Source organism: Paraburkholderia polaris (assembly GCF_012927345.1).
Taxonomy (GTDB): Bacteria; Pseudomonadota; Gammaproteobacteria; order Burkholderiales; family Burkholderiaceae; genus Paraburkholderia; species Paraburkholderia polaris.
In genome coordinates, this window is sequence record NZ_JABBGJ010000084.1 from 1 (window position 1) to 18499 (window position 18499).

Genomic DNA, 18499 nt, shown 5'->3' on the forward strand with positions numbered 1-18499 from the left:
TTCCATCGCCGGGTCCGAGAGACTGAACCACTGCTGAAGGAAGTGAATACGCAGCATCGTCGCGATCGGAAACGGCGGCCGGCCAGTCTTGCCCTTAGGATAGTGCGGCTCGATGAGCGCAATCAGTTTCTGCCACGGCACTACGCGTGTCATCTCATCGAGAAACTCGCGCTTGCGCGTGCGCTTCGTTGACAGATTCAAGCCGAGATCCATTTGCGTCATCACGTCGCTCCTTGAATTCTCCTGCTCCCAGGATAGTCCACGCTCACGTCAATGCCAGGACTTTTGCAGACCTTCCTTAGCTATCTTTCCAGAAATCACTGGTCTTCATGGCGGCGTCTTGCCTGCTGACGCGGATCGCGCCGGTCTCGCTAAGTTCAGCGGTGCGACGCTCAAGCGCGTAGATCACGCGCCTGCCTTAACCGGCTACGAGAAACAGGGGCTAATAGCGCGCTGTTGCATACGAGTCACAACGGGATGAAATTTGGCCAATACTACCGAGCAATGGCCATCCGCGAAAACGCCTCGCGCAACAAACGACTTCCGCCGTCCAGCACTCACTTCAGCATGCTCGGCACCATCGAGTTACGCAAGAAACACAGGCTCATCCTGCACGCTAGGCATCGCGCCCCTACTTGGATGATGGTGGACCGCTGCGAAAGCGCTGCGACCGAAGATGCAGCGCCGTTACGACAGACGGCGTCACACTTATGTGCAAGCGCTTGGGCGCCTCCGTTCCAGTCGTCCATCGGAAGCTATGGCATGCAGTTCGCGCTCAGGAAGTACAGATGCTCGCCATCAATTTCGATGTTTCATATACAACATCACACCGTGAGCTTGATTCTCCAACCTACCTGCACCCCGCCAATTCAGCACTCGAATTGCTCACATGGTCAACTACCTCATGGCGCCCCAACAATGCGCTGATCGACACAAGAATTCCCTGCAATGCCTCATACGGCGTAACCTCGGCCGTATTTACGCGCAACTCTGGATTAATCGGCACCTCATAAGGCGAATCGATACCCGTAAATCGGAGAAGCTCGCCTTGCCGCGCCTTTCGATAAAGCCCCTTGGTGTCCCTAGCCTCAACGACCGCAAGCGGCGCATCGACATGCACCTCAAAGAATTGCCCAATCGCAAACAACGCTCTAGCCGCATCCCTGTCTGCCCGAAACGGGGAGATAAACGAAGCAATCACGATCAGGCCTGCATCGACCATCAATCGCGATACTTCAGCGGCGCGCCGAATACTCTCGTGCCGGCTGGCATCGGAAAAGCCCAGATCGTTGTTCAACCCAAGACGCAGATTGTCACCATCAAGAAGGAACGTATGAAAGCCGCGGGCGTGCAACTCCTTATCGAGTAAGCATGCGAGCGTGGACTTGCCAGCGCCCGACATGCCCGTGAACCAGACAACGAGTGGGCGCTGTTGCTTCAACGACGCCCGATTTGCCTGCGTAATCAAGGCGGTAGTCGGGACCACAGAGCTGGTGTAACTTGTTTCCATCGTTCTCAGATATCTATTATTCATGGTACCCGACGCGCATGTCGCCCGAATGGCGCAAGGCCCAATCAGAAACAGCATAAACCCGACACAATCTGTGCGCGCAATATAGTTTGCGCGCAATGTGTCCGCTGTCCGCTGTCCGCTGCGTCGGTGATCTCCTGCTTCTACTATCAATCGCTGCTCGGCGGTTGACCGGACTTTTCGCCCCGAGTCGGTACATGCTTGTCTGTCGCGCCGTCCCGCGAGGATGCCCTAGCATCAGCAAGACCCATTTGCACCCGCCACCGAACGCCGATAAACGATCCACAACGATTGGCCCCGTCGTCTCGGATGCATTCTGACGCGCCAATCTACAGACAAATGCCTTACCCTTAAGTTACAAACATCCCACCCGAATTGTCTCACGCGCTCGGGTAAAATGGCGCGCTGTAAAAAAACACCACACTCGAAGACCAAAAAGTCTACGCGACAATTAACAAACCGTACTGCACCTCCAGTGTCAACTATATTTCTGGATGTTACGCGTCTTGTCACGCGCCTTTACGATGGGCTTTTACCGACCGGCGTCGACCGCGTTGGCCTCGCGTACATTCAAAAGTACGGCTCTGAAGCGCGCGCGATTCTAAGCGAGCGCGGTTTTTCCGCGGTTCTCACGGAGAAGGATTCTCAGCAAACGTTTGCTTGGCTTCTCTCATCCGTCTGCAATAGAAATGCGATCCGCGCTTTAGTCGTGCGCGCCTGCCTTAATCGCGTGCGAGAAAAAAAAATTAATGGCGTGCTGTTGCATACGAGTCACAACGGGATGGAATTCGGCCGTTATTACCGCGCCATGGCAGCGCGCGAAATTCGCCCCGTCTTCATGGTCCACGATCTGATTCCATTGACGCATGCCGAATACTGCCGCCCAGGCGTCGATGCAACTCACCGCCACCGCATGCACACCGCACTCAAGCACGCGAGCGGTCTGATAACCAATTCCCAGGCTACGCTCGACTCACTCGCGGCCGAAGCGCACCACGCCAATCTGTCACTACCGCCAAGCGTAGTCGCACGCCTCGCCTCCGGCGTCACGCAACGCCCACTCGCCCCCCGCCCGCTCCCCTCACCCTACTTCGTCATGCTCGGCACCATCGAGCCGCGCAAGAACCACTGGTTCATCCTGCACGTATGGCGGCGTCTCGTCGAACAACTCGGCACAGCCACACCGAAGCTGGTCGTGATCGGCCGCCGCGGCTGGGAATGCGAAAACGTCATCGATATGCTGGAGCGCTGCCAAAGCCTAAAAGGCGTCGTGATAGAAGAAGCGCACTGCTCCGACGAGCAGCTTCACGCTTATCTCCAACACGCTCAGGCGCTACTGTTCCCATCATTCGTCGAGGGCTACGGCATGCCACTCGCCGAAGCCCTCGCACTCAAAGTACCGGTACTCGCTAGCGACCTCGACGTCTTTCACGAAATCGCCGACGACATTCCGGACTATCTCGACCCACTCGACGGTCCCGGCTGGCTCGCCAGCATCCAGGCCTATGCCCAAGCCAACAGCCCGGCGCGCGACGCACAATTGACCCGCATCGAACGCTTTCGCGAACCGACATGGGCGGAGCATTTTGATCATGTCGACGGCTTTCTTGAGACGCTGCGCTAGATGAAGCAACGCATCACGGGACAGCAAGCTACGGCGAATCCGGCGATCGACCTGCGCAACATCACGCGCGGATTGCGCTCAATGAGCTGGCTCACCAGGCGCTCGGAACATCTGTGGATCGATCGATGGTTCGGGCGCCTCGCATTGCGCCTCGCCCGCGTCTGCGGCAAGCGCGTCAGCGCCGCATGGCCGGGTCCGGTGTGGTCGCGCGGCGTATCCGGCACGCCCCTGTTATCGTGGTTCAACGCACCGATAACGGATGCTAGCGCCGATGCTTTCGCTATCGCGATCAATTCGGCACTCACCGTCGCGGTCGAGCACAATCGGAGCGTCGGCGCCTCTCCCGAAGTCGAGCGACTGATGCAAAGGCTCGTGCGCAGCCATGCCTCGACAAAACGTCGATCGCAATCTGACTGTCCCGCCGCGCTATTCGAAACCAAACGCCTAACGCGCGTCATGCTGATTGACGAGCGCGCCCGTTCTCATGGACTCGGCGCAATAGCGATTCGCAACTCCCGTCGAACCTTCATGCGGATGGTGCAAGCCGCGCGCTCCGCCCATCCACAAGCCGAATTCTGGATCGCGCCCTCGGATGACAATGGCACGGGGCGCTGGCTTTCTTCGTCGGTTAGCGCTATGCCGCCCGGCATTCGCCGTCTCGCCGATCACGAATCGCTGTGCGCCGCATTGCCTCATGTCGACCACGTCTACACGCTAGGCGCCTCGGAGGGCATGCATGCGCTGCTGGCCGGGCTACCGGTACACGTGTTCGGCGCGCCCTATTACGCGGGCTGGGGATTGACCGACGACGATCTGCACTTGCCGAACCGCAGTGCACGCCCCACGCTCGCCGCATTATTCGACGTGGTCTTCCTGCGCCTCACACGCTATCTGAATCCGTTCACGCACGCGCTTGGCACGCTCGACGATCTGCTCGACAGCATTGAGTTGCAGCGCGCAGTCCGGCACCGTTTCGCAGATTTGCAGCACGTAGCGGGGATACGCTTTCAATGGTGGAAGCGCCCGTTTGCGACGCCGTACGTAAGCGCCGGCGGCGCCACATTACGCTGGACGCGCGAGCCGCAGTCCGTGCAGACGAGCGAATGCGCAGTACTGTGGGGCGCGCGCAGTGCGGAAGGTCTTGCGCCCGAGGTCCGCCGCGTCAGAATCGAAGACGGTTTCTTTCATTCGACAGGTCTAGGCTCCGACATGATCGCGCCGCGCAGTCAAGTGATCGACCGCCGCGGCCTCTATTTCGATGCGAGCCAGCCGAGCGATCTCAGCGTGCTGCTCAACGAAACCGAATTCAGCGCGGCCGAACTGGCACGCGCCGCGGCGCTGCGCGATCAGGTCGTGAAGCTCGGTGTCACCAAATACAACCTGGGCCGACGCCGCCCGGCGTGGAGCGCACCGGAAGGCAAGCAAGTCGTACTGGTCCCAGGCCAGGTCGCCGACGACGCATCGATCCGTCTCGGCACGCGCGCCATCGGCACGGCCGACGCGCTGCTGCGCGAAGTACGCAGACTCCGTCCAGATGCGTTCGTGGTCTATAAGCCGCACCCGGATGTGCTATCGGGCAATCGCAACGGACTGATCGACGCACAACAGCTGGCGGATGTTGTCGACACTGAAGCAGACTTGCTGTCGCTCGTCGACGTAGCGGACGAAGTGCACACGTTGTCGTCCCTCGCAGGCTTCGACGCACTGTTGCGCGGCAAAGCCGTCTTCACCTACGGACTGCCTTTCTATGCAGGCTGGGGATTGACGCATGACGCGCTCGCACCAGTGCCGTGGCGGCATCGAACACTTACGCTGGATATGTTGTGCGCGGGCGCACTGCTGCACTACCCGCTCTACTGGGACTGGCGCACACGTCTTTTCACCACGCCGGAGGCGGTGGTCGATCAGCTCGCATCGCAGGCAGCACGGCCGCTCGAACAAGTACGCGGCAACCGCATGCGACCGCTGCGCAAAGCGATTCGTTGGACTCGCAACGGAATCTGCCATGCTTCATGGCATTTCCGGCAAAGGTTCACTCTTCACTCGAAGTGAACTAACGGCCAGATGATGGCTTTTAGCCGAACAAATGCGGCGCCGCCGGAAGCGCCAACAATGACGCCCCGGCGGTCCTGGTCTTCTCGCGTTGCCGCACTACTTCTCTCAGGTTCTATTTTTTTGTTATAAAAAATATAACGGTTTACGCAGGGCTTCGCAAGTACGAAAGAAGTAGTAAGTAGGTTATTTTTAGCGCGGTAGTCTGCCACGAGACGACTGCCGAAAAAAATTCCTCAAGCTTTTGGCGAGCGCGCCGATGTATACGCTAAGGCTCTTTATAAGGGAGGCGCCCTATCCAATCGGCGGCGGCTGCAAAGCAGTTAACGACTCGACCGAGTCGTATCAGGCCGTACTACCCGAAGCCCTAACCGTTCTTCGCCGCCTTCACAAGACACTCCGACAACTTATCAAAATGCCGCAACGCCGCCTGCGTGAGCTCGATCTGCTTACGCCGCGCGTCCTCGGTATCGGCAAGACTGATCCACCCCTTCTCCCGCATCGACTTCAACCGCGCGTGCAGCATGGCCGGCGAACCGAGCTCGCTTTTAGCCATCATGTCTCTGACCGACAGCCGCTCACGCGTCTGGCTAGCCCGCGCTACCAGCGCCAGAATGCGCTCTTCCAGCGGGTCGAGCGATGGCAGCGAGGGCAAGCCGCGCAAGGCATCGGTCAACTGCAGGAAGCGAAGGTAAATATCGGCGGGACGGGTCATGTGTGCTCTAACCGGCAAGCTATGCGCACGGAAAAAACCGTGCGCTAACATGGCAATGTTAACGAATGCAGGCCCAACAATTCTACCTCGACTACCTTGATGTCAAGCTTACGTTTGCATTTCCTGTCGGTTGTGGGGACCGCAGTGGTGTTCATCTTCACGCTCTGGGTCAATCAGGAAATTTTTACGCACAGCGAATTCGTGCGTGGCGTGAACTGGATCTATCTGCCGGCGGGGATCCGCTTGCTCGCAACCTTGCTATTGGGTGGCGACGGTGCGCTTGGTCTGCTGCTCGCAAGCTGGCTGGTCAATTTCTTTTACTTCTTCCCGAATGACGCGCTGCGTTCCTTCGTGGGTGGCATCATCGCGACCGTCGCGCCCTATGCCGTTTACCGACTTGCGCAGGAAATCTACGGATTGCGGGCGTCGCTCAGCAATCTCACGGCCAAGCGCTTGCTCATACTGGTGCTGGCGTACTCGATTGCCAGCCCGCTCCTGCATCACGTCTGGTTCTTTCTGCGCGGCGATACGCAGGACATCTTCAACCGGTTTCTCGCTATGTTCGTCGGCGATCTGCTCGGCACGTTGATCATCATCTACACGATGAAACTGCTGCTAGCGCTGCTGCCCAAACGCAGCGTTGCGCCGTTGCGCGACGGCACCTGAAATAGCGGGCAACGCCAAGCCTGAAACACATAAGAAAAGCCCCGCAAGACTTTCATCTTGCGGGGCCTTGTACCAACCAGCTACGTTTTCCGCTTATCGCGACATCATGTGCATGCTGACGTTATGCATGATCCACAATGACCCGACGATCAGAATCACGGCCGTGAGCACCGTAAAGCCGAACGCCATGACGTTCCAACGCTGTGCCGACGACGTATTCATGTGCAGGAAGAAAACCAGGTGCACGACGATCTGCACGAGCGCGAGACCCGCGATGGCGAGCAGCGCGTTCTCGCCCGTCAGGGTCCCGTTCATGACGAGGCCAAATGCCGCGACAGTCAGGATGACCGACAGGATGAAACCCATCGCATAACTGCCGATGCTGCCGTGACTTTCACCCGAGTGCGTCAAATGTGAGTGATCGCTATGGTCCATTTAAATCACGCTCGCAAGATAGACAAAGGTGAAGACGCCGATCCACACGACGTCCAGAAAGTGCCAGAAAAGGCTCAGGCACGTCAGGCGAATCATGTCGCGTTCGGTCAGATCGCGGTGACGCATCACCTGAATGGCGAGCACCACCATCCAGATCAGGCCGCACGTCACGTGCAAACCGTGCGTACCGACCAGCGTAAAGAACGACGACAGGAACGCGCTACGGCTCGGGCCTGCGCCCTCTGCGATCAGGTGCGAGAACTCGCGCATTTCCAGCACGAGGAACGCAAGACCCAGTAGGAACGTCACACCGAGCCAGAAAAGCAGCACGCCCTTCTTGTTCCTATGCGCGCCCAACATCGCGAAGCCGTACGTGATGCTGCTCAGCAGCAGCATCGTCGTTTCGAGCGCGACACCCGGGATCTCGAACAGATCCTTACCGCTCGGACCGCCCGCGTACTGGTGCTGCATCACCGCGAACACCGCAAACAGCGACGCGAAGATGATGCAGTCCGTCATCAGGTACAGCCAGAAGCCGAATACCGAATGCGACGGCGGGTGATCGGCATGATGCGCATCGTGATGATGCGAGACCGCCGCAAGAGTGTTGTTTGACATCAATCCACCTCCAACGCGACCTGCGCATCGGCGCCGGCGCGTTTTTCTTCAATCGCGACCTGCGCACCGGAGCCGGAGCGTTTTCCTTCAATCGCCGCCACCGTGGCGGCCGGGATGTAAAAGCCTTCGTTCTTCTGGAAGCTGTAAATGATCACAGTACCGATCGAGCCGACCAGACCAACAATCGCGAGCCACCAGATGTGCCACACAGCGGCAAAACCCAGCACCAGCGAGAACATCGCCACAACCAGACCCGCGGACGTGTTCGACGGCATGTGAATGTCGCGATACACCGGCTTCGGCTGATTCTTGCGCAACTTCATTTCAGCGAATGCGTCCAGTTCACGCACGTCCGGAATGATCGCGAAGTTGTACGACGCCGGCGGCGAGCTCGTTGCCCATTCCAGCGTGTGACCGTCCCACGGATCGCCCGTGACGTCGCGGTTTTGCGGCAGGTTGCGGTCGCGGATGCTGACGACCAGTTGCAGCACCTGGCAAGCGATACCGATGGCGATCAGCACAGCACCGACCCACGCGAACATCAGCCACGGATGCCAAGCCGGATTGTCATAGTGATTCAGACGACGCGTCATGCCCATGAAGCCCAGTACGTACAACGGCGTGAACGCAACCCAGAAACCGATCTGCCAGAACCAGAACGACGCTTTGCCCCACTTCTCATTCAGCTTGAAGCCGAACGCCTTCGGGAACCAGTAGTTGAAACCAGCCAGGTAGCCGAACAGCACACCACCAATAATCACGTTGTGGAAGTGAGCGATCAGGAACAGGCTGTTGTGCAGCACGAAGTCCGCGCCCGGAATCGCCATCATCACGCCGGTCATACCGCCGATCGTGAAGGTGACCATGAAGCCGAGGGTCCACAGGATCGGCGTCGTGAACTGCAGACGGCCCTTGTAGATCGTGAACAGCCAGTTGAACACTTTCACGCCGGTCGGAATAGCAATGACCATCGTCGCGATACCGAAGAACGCGTTGACGTCAGCGCCCGAACCCATCGTGAAGAAGTGGTGCAGCCACACGAGGAACGACAGCACCATGATCGCGCAGGTTGCCCACACCATCGTCTTGTAGCCGAACAGCGGCTTCTTGGCGAACGTAGCCACGACTTCCGAGAAGATACCGAACGCCGGCAGGATCAGGATGTACACCTCAGGGTGACCCCATGCCCAGATCAGGTTCAGGTACAGCATGGCGTTACCGCCGCCGTCGTTGGTGAAGAAGTGCATGCCGAGGTAGCGGTCCAGACCGAGCAGCGCGAGCGTGACGGTCAGGATCGGAAATGCGGCCATGATCAGCACGTTCGTGCACAGCGCGGTCCACGTGAACACCGGCATCTTCATGAACGACATGCCCGGCGCGCGCATCTTGACGATGGTCACGAAGAAGTTCACGCCAGTCAGCAACGTGCCGATACCGGAGAGCTGCAGACTCCACAGGTAATAATCGACCCCGACACCTGGACTGAACTGCAATTCGGAAAGTGGCGGATAAGCCAGCCAGCCCGTTTGCGCGAATTCACCGATCACCAGCGAGATGTTGATCAGGATCGCGCTGATCGCGGTCATCCAGAAGCTCAACGAGTTGAGGAACGGGAACGCAACGTCGCGGGCACCGATCTGCAACGGCACGATGATGTTCATCAGGCCGACCATGAACGCCATCGCCATGAAGAAAATCATGATGACGCCGTGCGCGGTAAAGATCTGGTCGTAATGGTGCGGCGGCAAGAAGCCTGGCGCGTTATACGACAGCGCTAGCTGGGTACGCATCATGATCGCGTCCGCAAAGCCGCGGAACAGCATGATGAGCGCAACCACGATGTACATCACGCCCAGCTTCTTGTGGTCGACCGATGTGAACCATTCGGTCCACAGGTAGCGCCACTTGCCAAAATAGGTGATCAGGCCCAGAACGAGCGCACCGCCGAGGGCGATCCCGGCAGCCGTCACCATGATGATCGGCTCGTGGTACGGAATCGAGTCTAGTGAGAGTTTTCCGAACATGCCTTACCCCTTACCCTTAGGCGCACAGTTAGCGTCTTTCATGTTGTCCATGACGTTACCGTTGTTGTATCGGGCAATGATGTTGTGAAAGAGCTTCGGATCGACCGACGAGAAGTAGCGCACCGGCTCCTTCTCCGTAGGCGCCGACATCGCGTGATAGCGGTCCATGCTGAGACGGTCGGACGAGGCGCGTACCTTGGCGACCCACGCATTGAACTCTTCAGGCGACGTGGCGAGTGCGCGGAACTTCATGTCCGAGAAACCCTTGCCGCTGAAATTCGCCGCGGTGCCTGCGTAGTTGCCGGCTTCGTCAGCGATCAGATGCAGACGCGTTTGCATACCCGCCATCGCGTAGATCTGGCCGCCGAGTTGCGGAATGAAGAAGGAGTTCATCACCGTGTCGGACGTGATGACAAAGTTCACCGGCGTGCCGACCGGGAACGCCAGCTGGTTCACCGATGCAATGCCAAGGTCGGGATAGATGAAGAGCCACTTCCAGTCGAGTGCGACGACTTCGACGTTGATCGGCTTCACCTGCGACTCAAGCGGCTTATACGGATCGAGCTCGTGCGTGCTCTTCCACGTCAGCACGGCGAGGAACAGAATGATCAACGTCGGAATCGTCCAGATGGCGATTTCGATACCGGTCGAATGCACCCAGCCCGGACGGTATTCGGCATTCTTGTTCGACGCGCGATAGCGCCATGCGAACAGCAGCGTGAGCGCGATAACCGGAACGACCACGATCAGCATGGCCCAGGTCGACGTGGCAATCAGCTCACGTTCGGCCAGACCCACACTCCCCTTCGGATTCAAAATATCGAGGTTGCTGCAACCCGAGAGCAACAACACGAGGCCGGCAGAAAGGAAACTTGTCGACCCTCGCAGAGTCTTTCCTTTCATATCCATTGCCTTTCTTTTACGACTTCAACGAACGTCATTCGACCGCTCTCCCTTAGTAAGCGATCGCATAATAGGGGGTCGTCAAGTAGATATAAACACTCGATTTAGCAACGATCTATTGCGTCGCAACACTGTGCGACACGTTGCCGCACGCCAGCGCGCTCGCGAGGGTCTGCAATGCCCTATTGCAAAGTACTGGCGGAGCCGCCCGATCACGAAAGTCCCATTAAATAAGCGCTAAAACGCGGCGCAACCTGAATGGTTGCGCCGCGCCAGATGCTCGAAAATGGACGAGTGTCGATGCGAAAAAACGCGTCAGCAAAGGCAGCACCCGTGCGACGAATGCTGCACCTGCGCTGCGCTTTGTTTCGATCAGCCCGGCGTGTGTGCCGCGACGGCGACGGCAGCAGGCGCCGCCGCCTGCAGGTGCTCGTCACCGTCAGCCGGTGCGGAGTCCGAAGGATGTGCGCTTCGTTCCGATTGAGCCAGCAGCGTACCAACCGACGGGTCGATCGCATCGGTGAACGGCTTCGGATTGACACCGATGGCCAGCACCAGCAAAGCCATCGCGCCGAGCAACACGAACTCGCGCTTGCCGAGGTCCTGCAGCTTGGCGACACGTGCGTTGGCAATCGCGCCGAAAATCACGCGCTTGTACATCCACAGCGTGTAGGCCGCGCTCAGAACCAACGTGGTGGCCGCGATTGCGCCGATCCAGAAATTGAAGCGGATCGCGCCCATCAACACCATGAACTCGCCGACAAAACCCGAGGTGCCCGGCAGGCCGATATTGGCCATCGAGAACAGCATCACGAACGCGGCGAAGCGCGGCATCGTATTGGCGACGCCGCCGTATTCGGCGATCGAAGCGGTCTTCGTGCGGTCGTAGAGCATGCCCGTGCACAGCAGCATCGCGCCGGAAACCACACCGTACGACAGCATCTGCACGATTGCGCCGGCCTGGCCGATGCGGTTGAAGACGAACAGGCCGAGTGTCACGAGACCCATATGCGCGATCGTCGAATACGCGAGCAAGCGGCGCATGTCGGTCTGCACGAGTGCCAGCAGGCTCGAATAGATCACCGCGATCAGCGACAGCGTGATAATCATCGGCGCGAAGAAATGGCTGGCCTGCGGAGCGATCGGCAGCGCGAAACGCAGCAGACCGTAGCCGCCCAGCTTGAGCATACCGATCATCACGGCGGCGCCGGTCGGGCCGTCGAGGTGGACGTCCGGCAGCCACGTATGCAGCGGCCACATCGGCACCTTCACACCGAACGCAGCGAGGAAGCCGAGGAAGATCAAAACCTGCGGCCACGTGCCGAGGTGCGTTTCACGCCACAGCGCGAGATCGAAGCTGTGCGTCTGGCCGTACAGGTACAGCATCGACATCAGCATCATCAGCGAGCCGAGGAACGAGACGAAGAAGAACTTCACCGCGGCATACGAGCGGTTCGAATTGCCCCACGTACCGATCAGCAGATACAACGGAATCAGCGTCGCTTCGAACGAGATGAAGAACAGCATGCCGTCCATCGAGGTGAACACGCCCTGCATGAAACCTGACAGCATCAGGAACGCGCCGAAGTACTGCGCGGCGCGCTGGGTGATCGACTCCCACGAAGCGACCACGATGATGATCGTAGTCAGCGCGGTCAGTGCGACGAGCCACAGCGAAATCCCATCCACCCCCACATGCCACGCAATATCGAACGTAGGCGACCAGCGGACGTTCTCTACGAACTGCATCGACGTCACGTCGTTGCGGAAGTTCGACACGAGCGGAATCACCGGCAGGAAACCCGCTACCGCGCCGATCAGCGCGAGCCATCGCGTGCGACTACGTGCCGCGTCAGATCCGGCACGCAAAACCACCAGGCCGGCGACAATAGGGATCCAGATGAGTAGGCTAAGAAGCGGAGGCTGTGACATGTGTTCTGTTGAAAACTTGAAATACAAAACGCCGCTCCAACACCTTCAAAATCGAAAGCATTGAAATGGATATGTAGGCTGGATTTCGCCGAAATTGACAATGAAGCGATGCTGTCCGCTCCACGTTTACCCGCAGTCGAATAACCAAGGGTGGGAGATTACCAAGATAAGAATACTTTTGCAGCGCAACAATGCTGTAACGCCATTGGCAATGCATTGTTGCCACGCCTGCCCTTGCGAAATGCCGAAAAATGTGCAGGCGCACAAACTCATTCAGACAGGATGTCCGCGGTGTTTTTTGCACGTAAAAGCAAGAAGTTGGCGGGCGGTTAGCCACTCTTGCACGAACACTTCCACGCAACACTTGCACTGGAATGGTTCATGCAAGTGCATGACGCACCATCAAGGCCGATTTCGAGCGGCCAGCAAAAATTTAGCGCGTCTGCGAGCAGAAAATTTTTTTGATCCGGCACTCTAAAGAAACGTCGGTGCGCGCGCGAAAAGACCTGTGCGATCCACTCGCCCGTCTGCTTTCAGATGGGTATCAGGCAATCGCGGCATGCGCCTGCGAGCCTTACAGAACCCGAATATACTTCGGCGGTTCAGGGGCCGACGCTCGTGCGCAGCACGCTAGTTTCTTCGCACGGTTGGACGCGGCCCTCACCGGCCAGACTTATCGGATATCGCATGGTGCTTCGTAATGAAGGTGTCGTTCCGGCACTCGAATGCCGCGAGCTTGGCAAGACCTACGGCGCCGGCCGCATCGTGCTGGCACACCTCGATTTCACGCTCGCGCCAGGTGAATTCGTCGCGATCATGGGTGACTCCGGCGTCGGCAAATCGACGCTGCTGAATCTCATTGCGGGGCTCGACAGCGCGGACAGCGGCGACGTGATCATCGACGGCAGCGCCGTCTCGCGCCTGGATGACAACGCAGCAACGCGTTTGCGCCGGAAAAAACTGGGCTTCGTGTTCCAGGCGTTTCACGTACTGCCCCATCTGACACTTGCGCAGAATGTCGCTCTGCCGCTGCTGCTAAACGACCTGCCCACGGCCGGCGCGCTCGATATGCTCGCGGCCGTCGGCCTGGGCGGCCGTGGCGATGATTTCCCGCGGCAACTGTCGGGCGGCGAGTTGCAACGCGTCGCCATTGCGCGGGCGCTCGTGCATCGCCCGAAACTGATTCTCGCCGACGAACCCACCGGCAACCTCGATCCCGATACCGCACACGACGTGCTCGGCCTGTTCCGCGCACAAAGCAAGGCAACCGGTGCGGCCACCATCATGGTTACGCACTCGGAGGCAGCCGCGGCAGTGGCGGACCGAATCCTGATTCTGAGCGACGGCGGTCTGCACGCATCGTCCGGACGCAACGCCTTTGCCGGCTCGCCCCCCGGCTCTCGATCCACAGCGCGTTCAGCTGATGATGCACGCTGACCCACGCCTACTTCAGCGAATGCGAGGTCATCGCATGCTCGCGCGTTGGTTGTTGGGCGCAGAGTGGCGCAGTCACCGCGGACGCGCACTGGTTGCGATCGCAACGATCGCGCTCGGCGTCGCGCTTGGCTACGCCGTTCAATTGATCAACAGCGCGGCCTTCAACGAATTCTCGGCGGCGGCACGCAGCCTCTCGGGCGAGGCCGATCTGCAGGTACGCGGAGCACAGCCTTTATTCGACGAGTCCATCTATCCGCGTTTATCGACTGAGCCCGGTGTGGCGCTGGCGAGTCCCGTACTCGCTCTCGATGTCACCGTGCCAAATCAGAGCGCCGCGCTGCCCGTGCTCGGCATCGACGTCTTCAAGGCAAGCCGGATTGCGCCTGACCTGGTCGGCGTGCCGTCTCCGGAGCGGCCGTTCGATACGCTCGCGGCTGATACGGTGTTTCTCTCGGCGGCGGCGCAGCAATGGTTGAAGGTGAAGATCGGCGATGACGTGGCACTGCAAAACGGCACCTCGATCGTGCACTTTCGCGTGGCCGGCGGTCTCGTCAGAACGCGGCCGGGACAGCGGCTCGCGGTGATGGATATTGCCGCCGCTCAGTGGAAGTTCGGCAAGGTGGGCAAGCTCTCGCGCATCGACGTGCAACTCGAACGCGGTGTCGATCGCGAACGCTTCAAGCGAGAACTGCAAGCGCGGCTCGGTAGCCGGTGGGTGATCTCCGAGACGCGCGATGCCGAAAGCCGTACCGACCGTCTGTCGCGTGCCTATCGGATCAATATGAACGTGCTCGCGCTGGTGGCGCTTTTCACCGGCGCCTTCCTCGTGTTTTCGACGCAGGCGCTGGGTGTTGTGCGGCGCCGCTCACAGTTCGCGATGCTGCGCGTGCTTGGACTGACACGTGGCCAGTTGTTGCGCCAGATCTTGTTAGAAGGTGCGCTGCTCGGCCTGCTTGGTTCGCTATCCGGACTCGCGCTCGGCTATGCGCTGGCGAGCGGCGCGTTGCGTTTTTTCGGCAGCGATCTGGGCGGCGGCTACTTTCCTGGCGTGCAACCGCACGTTGGCTTCGAACCGCTGGCAACTGCGCTATTTCTGGCGCTCGGCATCGCTGTGTCGGTATTAGGCAGTCTTGCCCCCGCATTGGAGGCGGCGCGTGCGCGACCCGCAGCGGCGCTCAAAGCCGGCGCCGAAGAAGGTGCGCTGGCGCGGCTCGCTACGCCGTGGCCCGCTTTGGCATGTCTGCTGGTTGCTGTCGTACTCACGCAGGTGCCGCCGTTGTTTGATGCGCCTATCGGCGGCTATCTGGCCGTTGCGCTGTTGCTGGTCGGCGGGATTGCGCTGATGCCGCGCGTGACCGCTTTGATCTTTGGTGCCGCGAGCCGTGCGCTCGGCGCGCGGCATCGCGCCGGCGCGGCGAGCACGTTGGCATTGGCGCGCCTTGCGAATGCGCCAGGGCACGCGTCGATTGCAATGGGCGGCGTGTTGTCGAGCTTTGCGCTGATCGTCGCGATGGCGATCATGGTGGCGAGCTTCCGCGTTTCTGTCGAAGACTGGTTGGGCCACCTGCTCTCGGCCGATCTGTACGTTCGCGTGGCGCCGAACGGCGACACCGGTGGCTTGCGTCCCGACGAACAGACTTTGCTGGGCCGAGTGCCCGGCATCAAGACCGCCGCGTTCGCTCGCACCTCGCATCTGACGCTCGACCCTGCACGGCCGGACGTTGCCGTGCTCGCACGTGAAATCGACGCCGCCGATCCCGGCGCGAATCTGCAGATGACCGGGCCGGTGTTGCCTCCTTCCGCATTGCACGAGGGCGAGACACCTGTTTGGGTATCCGAAGCAATGGTCGATCTGTATGGATATAAGCTCGGCCAGCGCGTGCAATTGCCGCTCGGCGAGCGCGGTCACGTGTTCGTGGTGGCCGGCATCTGGCGTGATTACGTGCGTCAGACCGGCGCGATCCAGATACGGCTTGCAGATTACCGGCGCCTAACCGGCGACACAGGCGCGACGGATGTGGGCGTCACCGTTCAACCGGGAACGAGCGTCGAACGCGTGACTGCCGGCCTGCGTGCGCTACCCTTCGGTGCATCGCTAGACCTGTCGCAACCGGGTGAAATCCGCGCGCGTACGCTGGTTATTTTCGATCGAAGTTTTGCCGTCACTTATCTTCTCGAGGGGGTCGCGATCGTAATCGGCCTGTTCGGCGTCGCGGCGACATTTTCCGCGCAGACACTCGCGCGGGCCCGTGAGTTCGGCATGCTGCGGCATGTGGGCGTGACCCGCTCGCAGGTTCTCGCGATTCTCGCACTCGAAGGCGGAATGCTCACCGCCTGCGGTATCGCGATGGGCTTCGTTCTCGGATTCGCGATCAGTCTAATCCTTGTGTTCGTCGTCAATCCGCAGTCGTTTCATTGGAGCATGTCGCTGCACGTTCCATGGACGGTGCTCGGCACGGTGGCGTTGGTGATGCTGGCTTCGTCGTGTTCGACGGCGGTGATTGCGGGACGAGGCGCGGTGTCGGTGGATGCGGTGCGCGCGGTGAAGGAGGATTGGTGATGGGGGGATTGCCGCGTGATGTCGTGCAGGAGGCAGCGTATGAGGCGGCGCATGGATCGACATATCAGGCGATGGTGCGCCCTTATCCAGCCGGTCGCATCGGTCTGGCGCACAGCATTCCACGCAAGTCAGCGGCTGCGCTGCCCCGCGTTGCGAGTGCACGGAGACTGAGCGCTACGATTCATGCGGCGTTGCTTTGCATGGGTTTGATGGCTACCGTGCCGGCGTTCGCGGCGACGCCCGAGTTCGCAACGGTCACGCAGGATCATCCAATCGTCCTTCCGCAAGACACCGGCTCACACCCGGCTTTTCGCACCGAATGGTGGTACGCGACAGGTTGGCTCACTACACGGGACAATCAACCGCTCGGTTTCCAGATCACCTTCTTCCGCTCCGCAACTGGCCACGATGCGGCCGATCCGAGTGCGTTCGCACCGTCGCAATTGATCATTGCCCATGCCGCGTTAAGCGATCCTGCACTCGGTCATCTTACTCACGATCAGCGCATTGCCCGCCAAGGCTTCGGGCTAGCGTATGCGAAGCCGGACAATACCGACGTCAAACTCGACGCATGGAAAATCATCCGTGCCGCCGACGGCCACTACGACGTTACGGTAGACGCAAACGGATTCGCGCTGCACCTCGCCCTGACGCCGACACAAGCGCCCCTGGTCCAGGGCGAACGCGGTTACTCCCGCAAAGGTCCGCGGCCCGAGCAGGCGAGCTATTACTACAGCGAGCCGCAATTGCGCGTAACCGGCAGCGTCGTTCGACCGATCGCGGCAGGCAGCAAATCGGCGGGCGAAACAGCCGTTACCGGCGCGGCGTGGCTCGATCACGAATGGTCGAGCACGCTGCTCCATACCGACGCGGTCGGATGGGATTGGCTCGGCGCCAACCTGACGGATGGCTCGGCCTTGATGGCTTTCAAGGTCCGCAGTCGCGATGGACACGCGGTATGGGCACACGCAGCACTGAGAAGTCGCGACGGTCAGGTGAAGACGTTTGGCCGCGATCAGGTCGACTTTACGTCAGTTCGAACATGGCGCTCGCCGCGCACGAACACCGCGTATCCCGTCTCGATGATGGTCAAAACCGGCGCGCTTACATGGCGCCTCGATCCGTTGATGGATGACCAGGAACTCGATTCCCGCCAATCGACCGGCGCAGTTTATTGGGAAGGTGCCGTGCGTGTGAGGCGCGATGGCGCGGACGTCGGACGGGCTTATCTGGAGCTGACGGGTTATGGGAACGCGATCCGGGTCGGGAAGGAGTAACGCCGGAAGAATTGGAGTGCATCGGCGAAAGTCGCGCGGCGACGACGACGACGACCAGCTTCGGGCATCGTGACTGACAGACGCCCGGACGAAGTCCCAGCGTGAACGAGCTATCGCAGTCGTGATGGCACGGTTGGAGGCGAAGCATCGTTCTGCACCCGCTTTTTGCGGCCGCAAACGCAAAAACCCCACCTTTTCGGGTGGGGTTTTTGCCTGCTGCTGGGGAGCCTGACGATTACCTACTTTCACACGGGAATCCGCACTATCATCGGCGTGGAGTCGTTTCACGGTCCTGTTCGGGATGGGAAGGGGTGGGACCGACTCGCTATGGTCATCAGGCATGACTTGTTGTCGTGCTGGGTGGGGTTTGAACCCCGGGCCAACACAACCAATCTGGAAGAAGTAGTTTCTGGTGATGCTCACCAGAGGGGTAAAGCTGTTGGGGTTGTGTTGTTTCTGGCACAACACTGATCTCAACCGTCACGTGCTACCCCCTTTCGGGGGTGGCTCTGAGTAAGCGCTAAAGCGCTAACTCATTGCGTAAAACACACCGGTTATAGGATCAAGCCTTACGGGCAATTAGTATCAGTTAGCTTAACGCATTACTGCGCTTCCACACCTGACCTATCAACGTCCTGGTCTTGAACGACCCTTCAAGGGGCTCGAAGCCCCGGGGATATCTCATCTTAAGGCGAGTTTCCCGCTTAGATGCTTTCAGCGGTTAT

At 59.7% G+C, this 18499-nt stretch carries 14 protein-coding genes and 2 rRNA genes; 6 read left to right on the forward strand and 10 right to left on the reverse strand.

What is annotated here, in order from left to right; all coding sequences use genetic code 11:
* On the reverse strand, window positions 1-222 hold a 222-nt coding region (locus HHL24_RS41695; protein ID WP_169491094.1), incomplete at its 3' end, for a transposase.
* A 628-nt stretch (window positions 223-850) separates the two neighbouring features.
* Entirely contained in the window at window positions 851-1588 is a 738-nt protein-coding gene (gene cysC, locus HHL24_RS41700; RefSeq protein WP_169491095.1) for an adenylyl-sulfate kinase, read from the reverse strand.
* A 418-nt stretch (window positions 1589-2006) separates the two neighbouring features.
* On the opposite strand from cysC, the gene HHL24_RS41705 reads away from it, so the two are divergent.
* Window positions 2007-3155 (forward strand): glycosyltransferase family 4 protein, encoded by a 1149-nt coding sequence (locus HHL24_RS41705; protein WP_169491096.1) that lies wholly within the window; start codon window positions 2007-2009, stop codon window positions 3153-3155.
* On the forward strand, window positions 3156-5207 hold the full coding sequence (locus HHL24_RS41710) for a capsular polysaccharide export protein, LipB/KpsS family (protein ID WP_169491097.1): 2052 nt from the start codon (window positions 3156-3158) through the stop codon (window positions 5205-5207).
* A gap of 367 nt (window positions 5208-5574) precedes the next feature.
* Here the strand turns inward: HHL24_RS41710 and HHL24_RS41715 are convergent, their stop codons facing one another.
* Window positions 5575-5922, reverse strand: a complete 348-nt coding sequence (locus HHL24_RS41715) for a winged helix-turn-helix domain-containing protein (protein WP_159002849.1) — start codon at window positions 5920-5922, stop codon at window positions 5575-5577.
* 99 nt (window positions 5923-6021) lie between these two features.
* Between HHL24_RS41715 and HHL24_RS41720 the strand changes: the two genes are divergently transcribed.
* Entirely contained in the window at window positions 6022-6588 is a 567-nt protein-coding gene (locus tag HHL24_RS41720) for an MASE1 domain-containing protein (RefSeq protein ID WP_169491098.1), read from the forward strand.
* Between the two features lie 93 nt (window positions 6589-6681).
* Here the strand turns inward: HHL24_RS41720 and cyoD are convergent, their stop codons facing one another.
* From cyoD to HHL24_RS41745, 5 genes are all read right to left on the reverse strand, one after another.
* On the reverse strand, window positions 6682-7023 hold the full coding sequence (cyoD, locus tag HHL24_RS41725) for a cytochrome o ubiquinol oxidase subunit IV (RefSeq protein ID WP_169491099.1): 342 nt from the start codon (window positions 7021-7023) through the stop codon (window positions 6682-6684).
* Complete coding sequence (cyoC, locus tag HHL24_RS41730) at window positions 7024-7641, reverse strand: cytochrome o ubiquinol oxidase subunit III (RefSeq protein WP_169491100.1); 618 nt, start codon at window positions 7639-7641, stop codon at window positions 7024-7026.
* Window positions 7641-9665, reverse strand: a complete 2025-nt coding sequence (cyoB, locus tag HHL24_RS41735; protein WP_169491101.1) for a cytochrome o ubiquinol oxidase subunit I — start codon at window positions 9663-9665, stop codon at window positions 7641-7643. The genes cyoC and cyoB overlap by 1 nt, the downstream gene beginning before the upstream one ends.
* A gap of 3 nt (window positions 9666-9668) precedes the next feature.
* Window positions 9669-10568 carry a ubiquinol oxidase subunit II gene (gene cyoA, locus HHL24_RS41740; RefSeq protein WP_169491102.1) on the reverse strand — a complete coding sequence of 300 codons (900 nt, stop codon included), beginning with the start codon at window positions 10566-10568 and terminating at the stop codon, window positions 9669-9671.
* Between the two features lie 372 nt (window positions 10569-10940).
* A complete protein-coding gene (locus HHL24_RS41745; RefSeq protein WP_169491103.1) occupies window positions 10941-12500 on the reverse strand; it encodes an NADH-quinone oxidoreductase subunit M in 1560 nt (519 codons plus the stop codon).
* A 687-nt stretch (window positions 12501-13187) separates the two neighbouring features.
* Here HHL24_RS41745 and HHL24_RS41750 point away from each other — a divergent pair.
* From HHL24_RS41750 to HHL24_RS41760, 3 genes are all read left to right on the forward strand, one after another.
* Entirely contained in the window at window positions 13188-13937 is a 750-nt protein-coding gene (locus HHL24_RS41750; protein WP_169491104.1) for an ABC transporter ATP-binding protein, read from the forward strand.
* Window positions 13924-16497: an FtsX-like permease family protein gene (locus tag HHL24_RS41755; RefSeq protein ID WP_169491105.1), complete on the forward strand. Its 2574-nt coding sequence runs from the start codon at window positions 13924-13926 to the stop codon at window positions 16495-16497. The genes HHL24_RS41750 and HHL24_RS41755 overlap by 14 nt, the downstream gene beginning before the upstream one ends.
* A 200-nt stretch (window positions 16498-16697) precedes the next feature.
* Entirely contained in the window at window positions 16698-17774 is a 1077-nt protein-coding gene (locus HHL24_RS41760; protein WP_169491106.1) for a lipocalin-like domain-containing protein, read from the forward strand.
* Window positions 17775-18000: 226 nt separating this feature from the next.
* On the opposite strand, the gene rrf is transcribed toward HHL24_RS41760, so the two are convergent.
* Both rrf and HHL24_RS41770 read right to left on the reverse strand, forming a co-directional pair.
* A 5S ribosomal RNA gene (gene rrf / locus HHL24_RS41765) occupies window positions 18001-18113 on the reverse strand.
* Window positions 18114-18332: 219 nt separating this feature from the next.
* Window positions 18333-18499: ribosomal RNA gene (locus HHL24_RS41770) — 23S ribosomal RNA — on the reverse strand; the annotation flags it as partial.

Coding starts and splice junctions, on each gene's coding strand:
- cysC (WP_169491095.1), bottom strand. CDS start 1,588: ATGCTGTTTCTGATTGGGCCTTGCGCCATTCGGGCGACATGCGCGTCG.
- HHL24_RS41710 (WP_169491097.1), top strand. CDS start 3,156: ATGAAGCAACGCATCACGGGACAGCAAGCTACGGCGAATCCGGCGATC.
- HHL24_RS41715 (WP_159002849.1), bottom strand. CDS start 5,922: ATGACCCGTCCCGCCGATATTTACCTTCGCTTCCTGCAGTTGACCGAT.
- HHL24_RS41720 (WP_169491098.1), top strand. CDS start 6,022: ATGTCAAGCTTACGTTTGCATTTCCTGTCGGTTGTGGGGACCGCAGTG.
- cyoD (WP_169491099.1), bottom strand. CDS start 7,023: ATGGACCATAGCGATCACTCACATTTGACGCACTCGGGTGAAAGTCAC.
- cyoC (WP_169491100.1), bottom strand. CDS start 7,641: ATGTCAAACAACACTCTTGCGGCGGTCTCGCATCATCACGATGCGCAT.
- cyoB (WP_169491101.1), bottom strand. CDS start 9,665: ATGTTCGGAAAACTCTCACTAGACTCGATTCCGTACCACGAGCCGATC.
- cyoA (WP_169491102.1), bottom strand. CDS start 10,568: ATGAAAGGAAAGACTCTGCGAGGGTCGACAAGTTTCCTTTCTGCCGGC.
- HHL24_RS41745 (WP_169491103.1), bottom strand. CDS start 12,500: ATGTCACAGCCTCCGCTTCTTAGCCTACTCATCTGGATCCCTATTGTC.
- HHL24_RS41750 (WP_169491104.1), top strand. CDS start 13,188: ATGGTGCTTCGTAATGAAGGTGTCGTTCCGGCACTCGAATGCCGCGAG.
- HHL24_RS41755 (WP_169491105.1), top strand. CDS start 13,924: ATGATGCACGCTGACCCACGCCTACTTCAGCGAATGCGAGGTCATCGC.
- HHL24_RS41760 (WP_169491106.1), top strand. CDS start 16,698: ATGGGTTTGATGGCTACCGTGCCGGCGTTCGCGGCGACGCCCGAGTTC.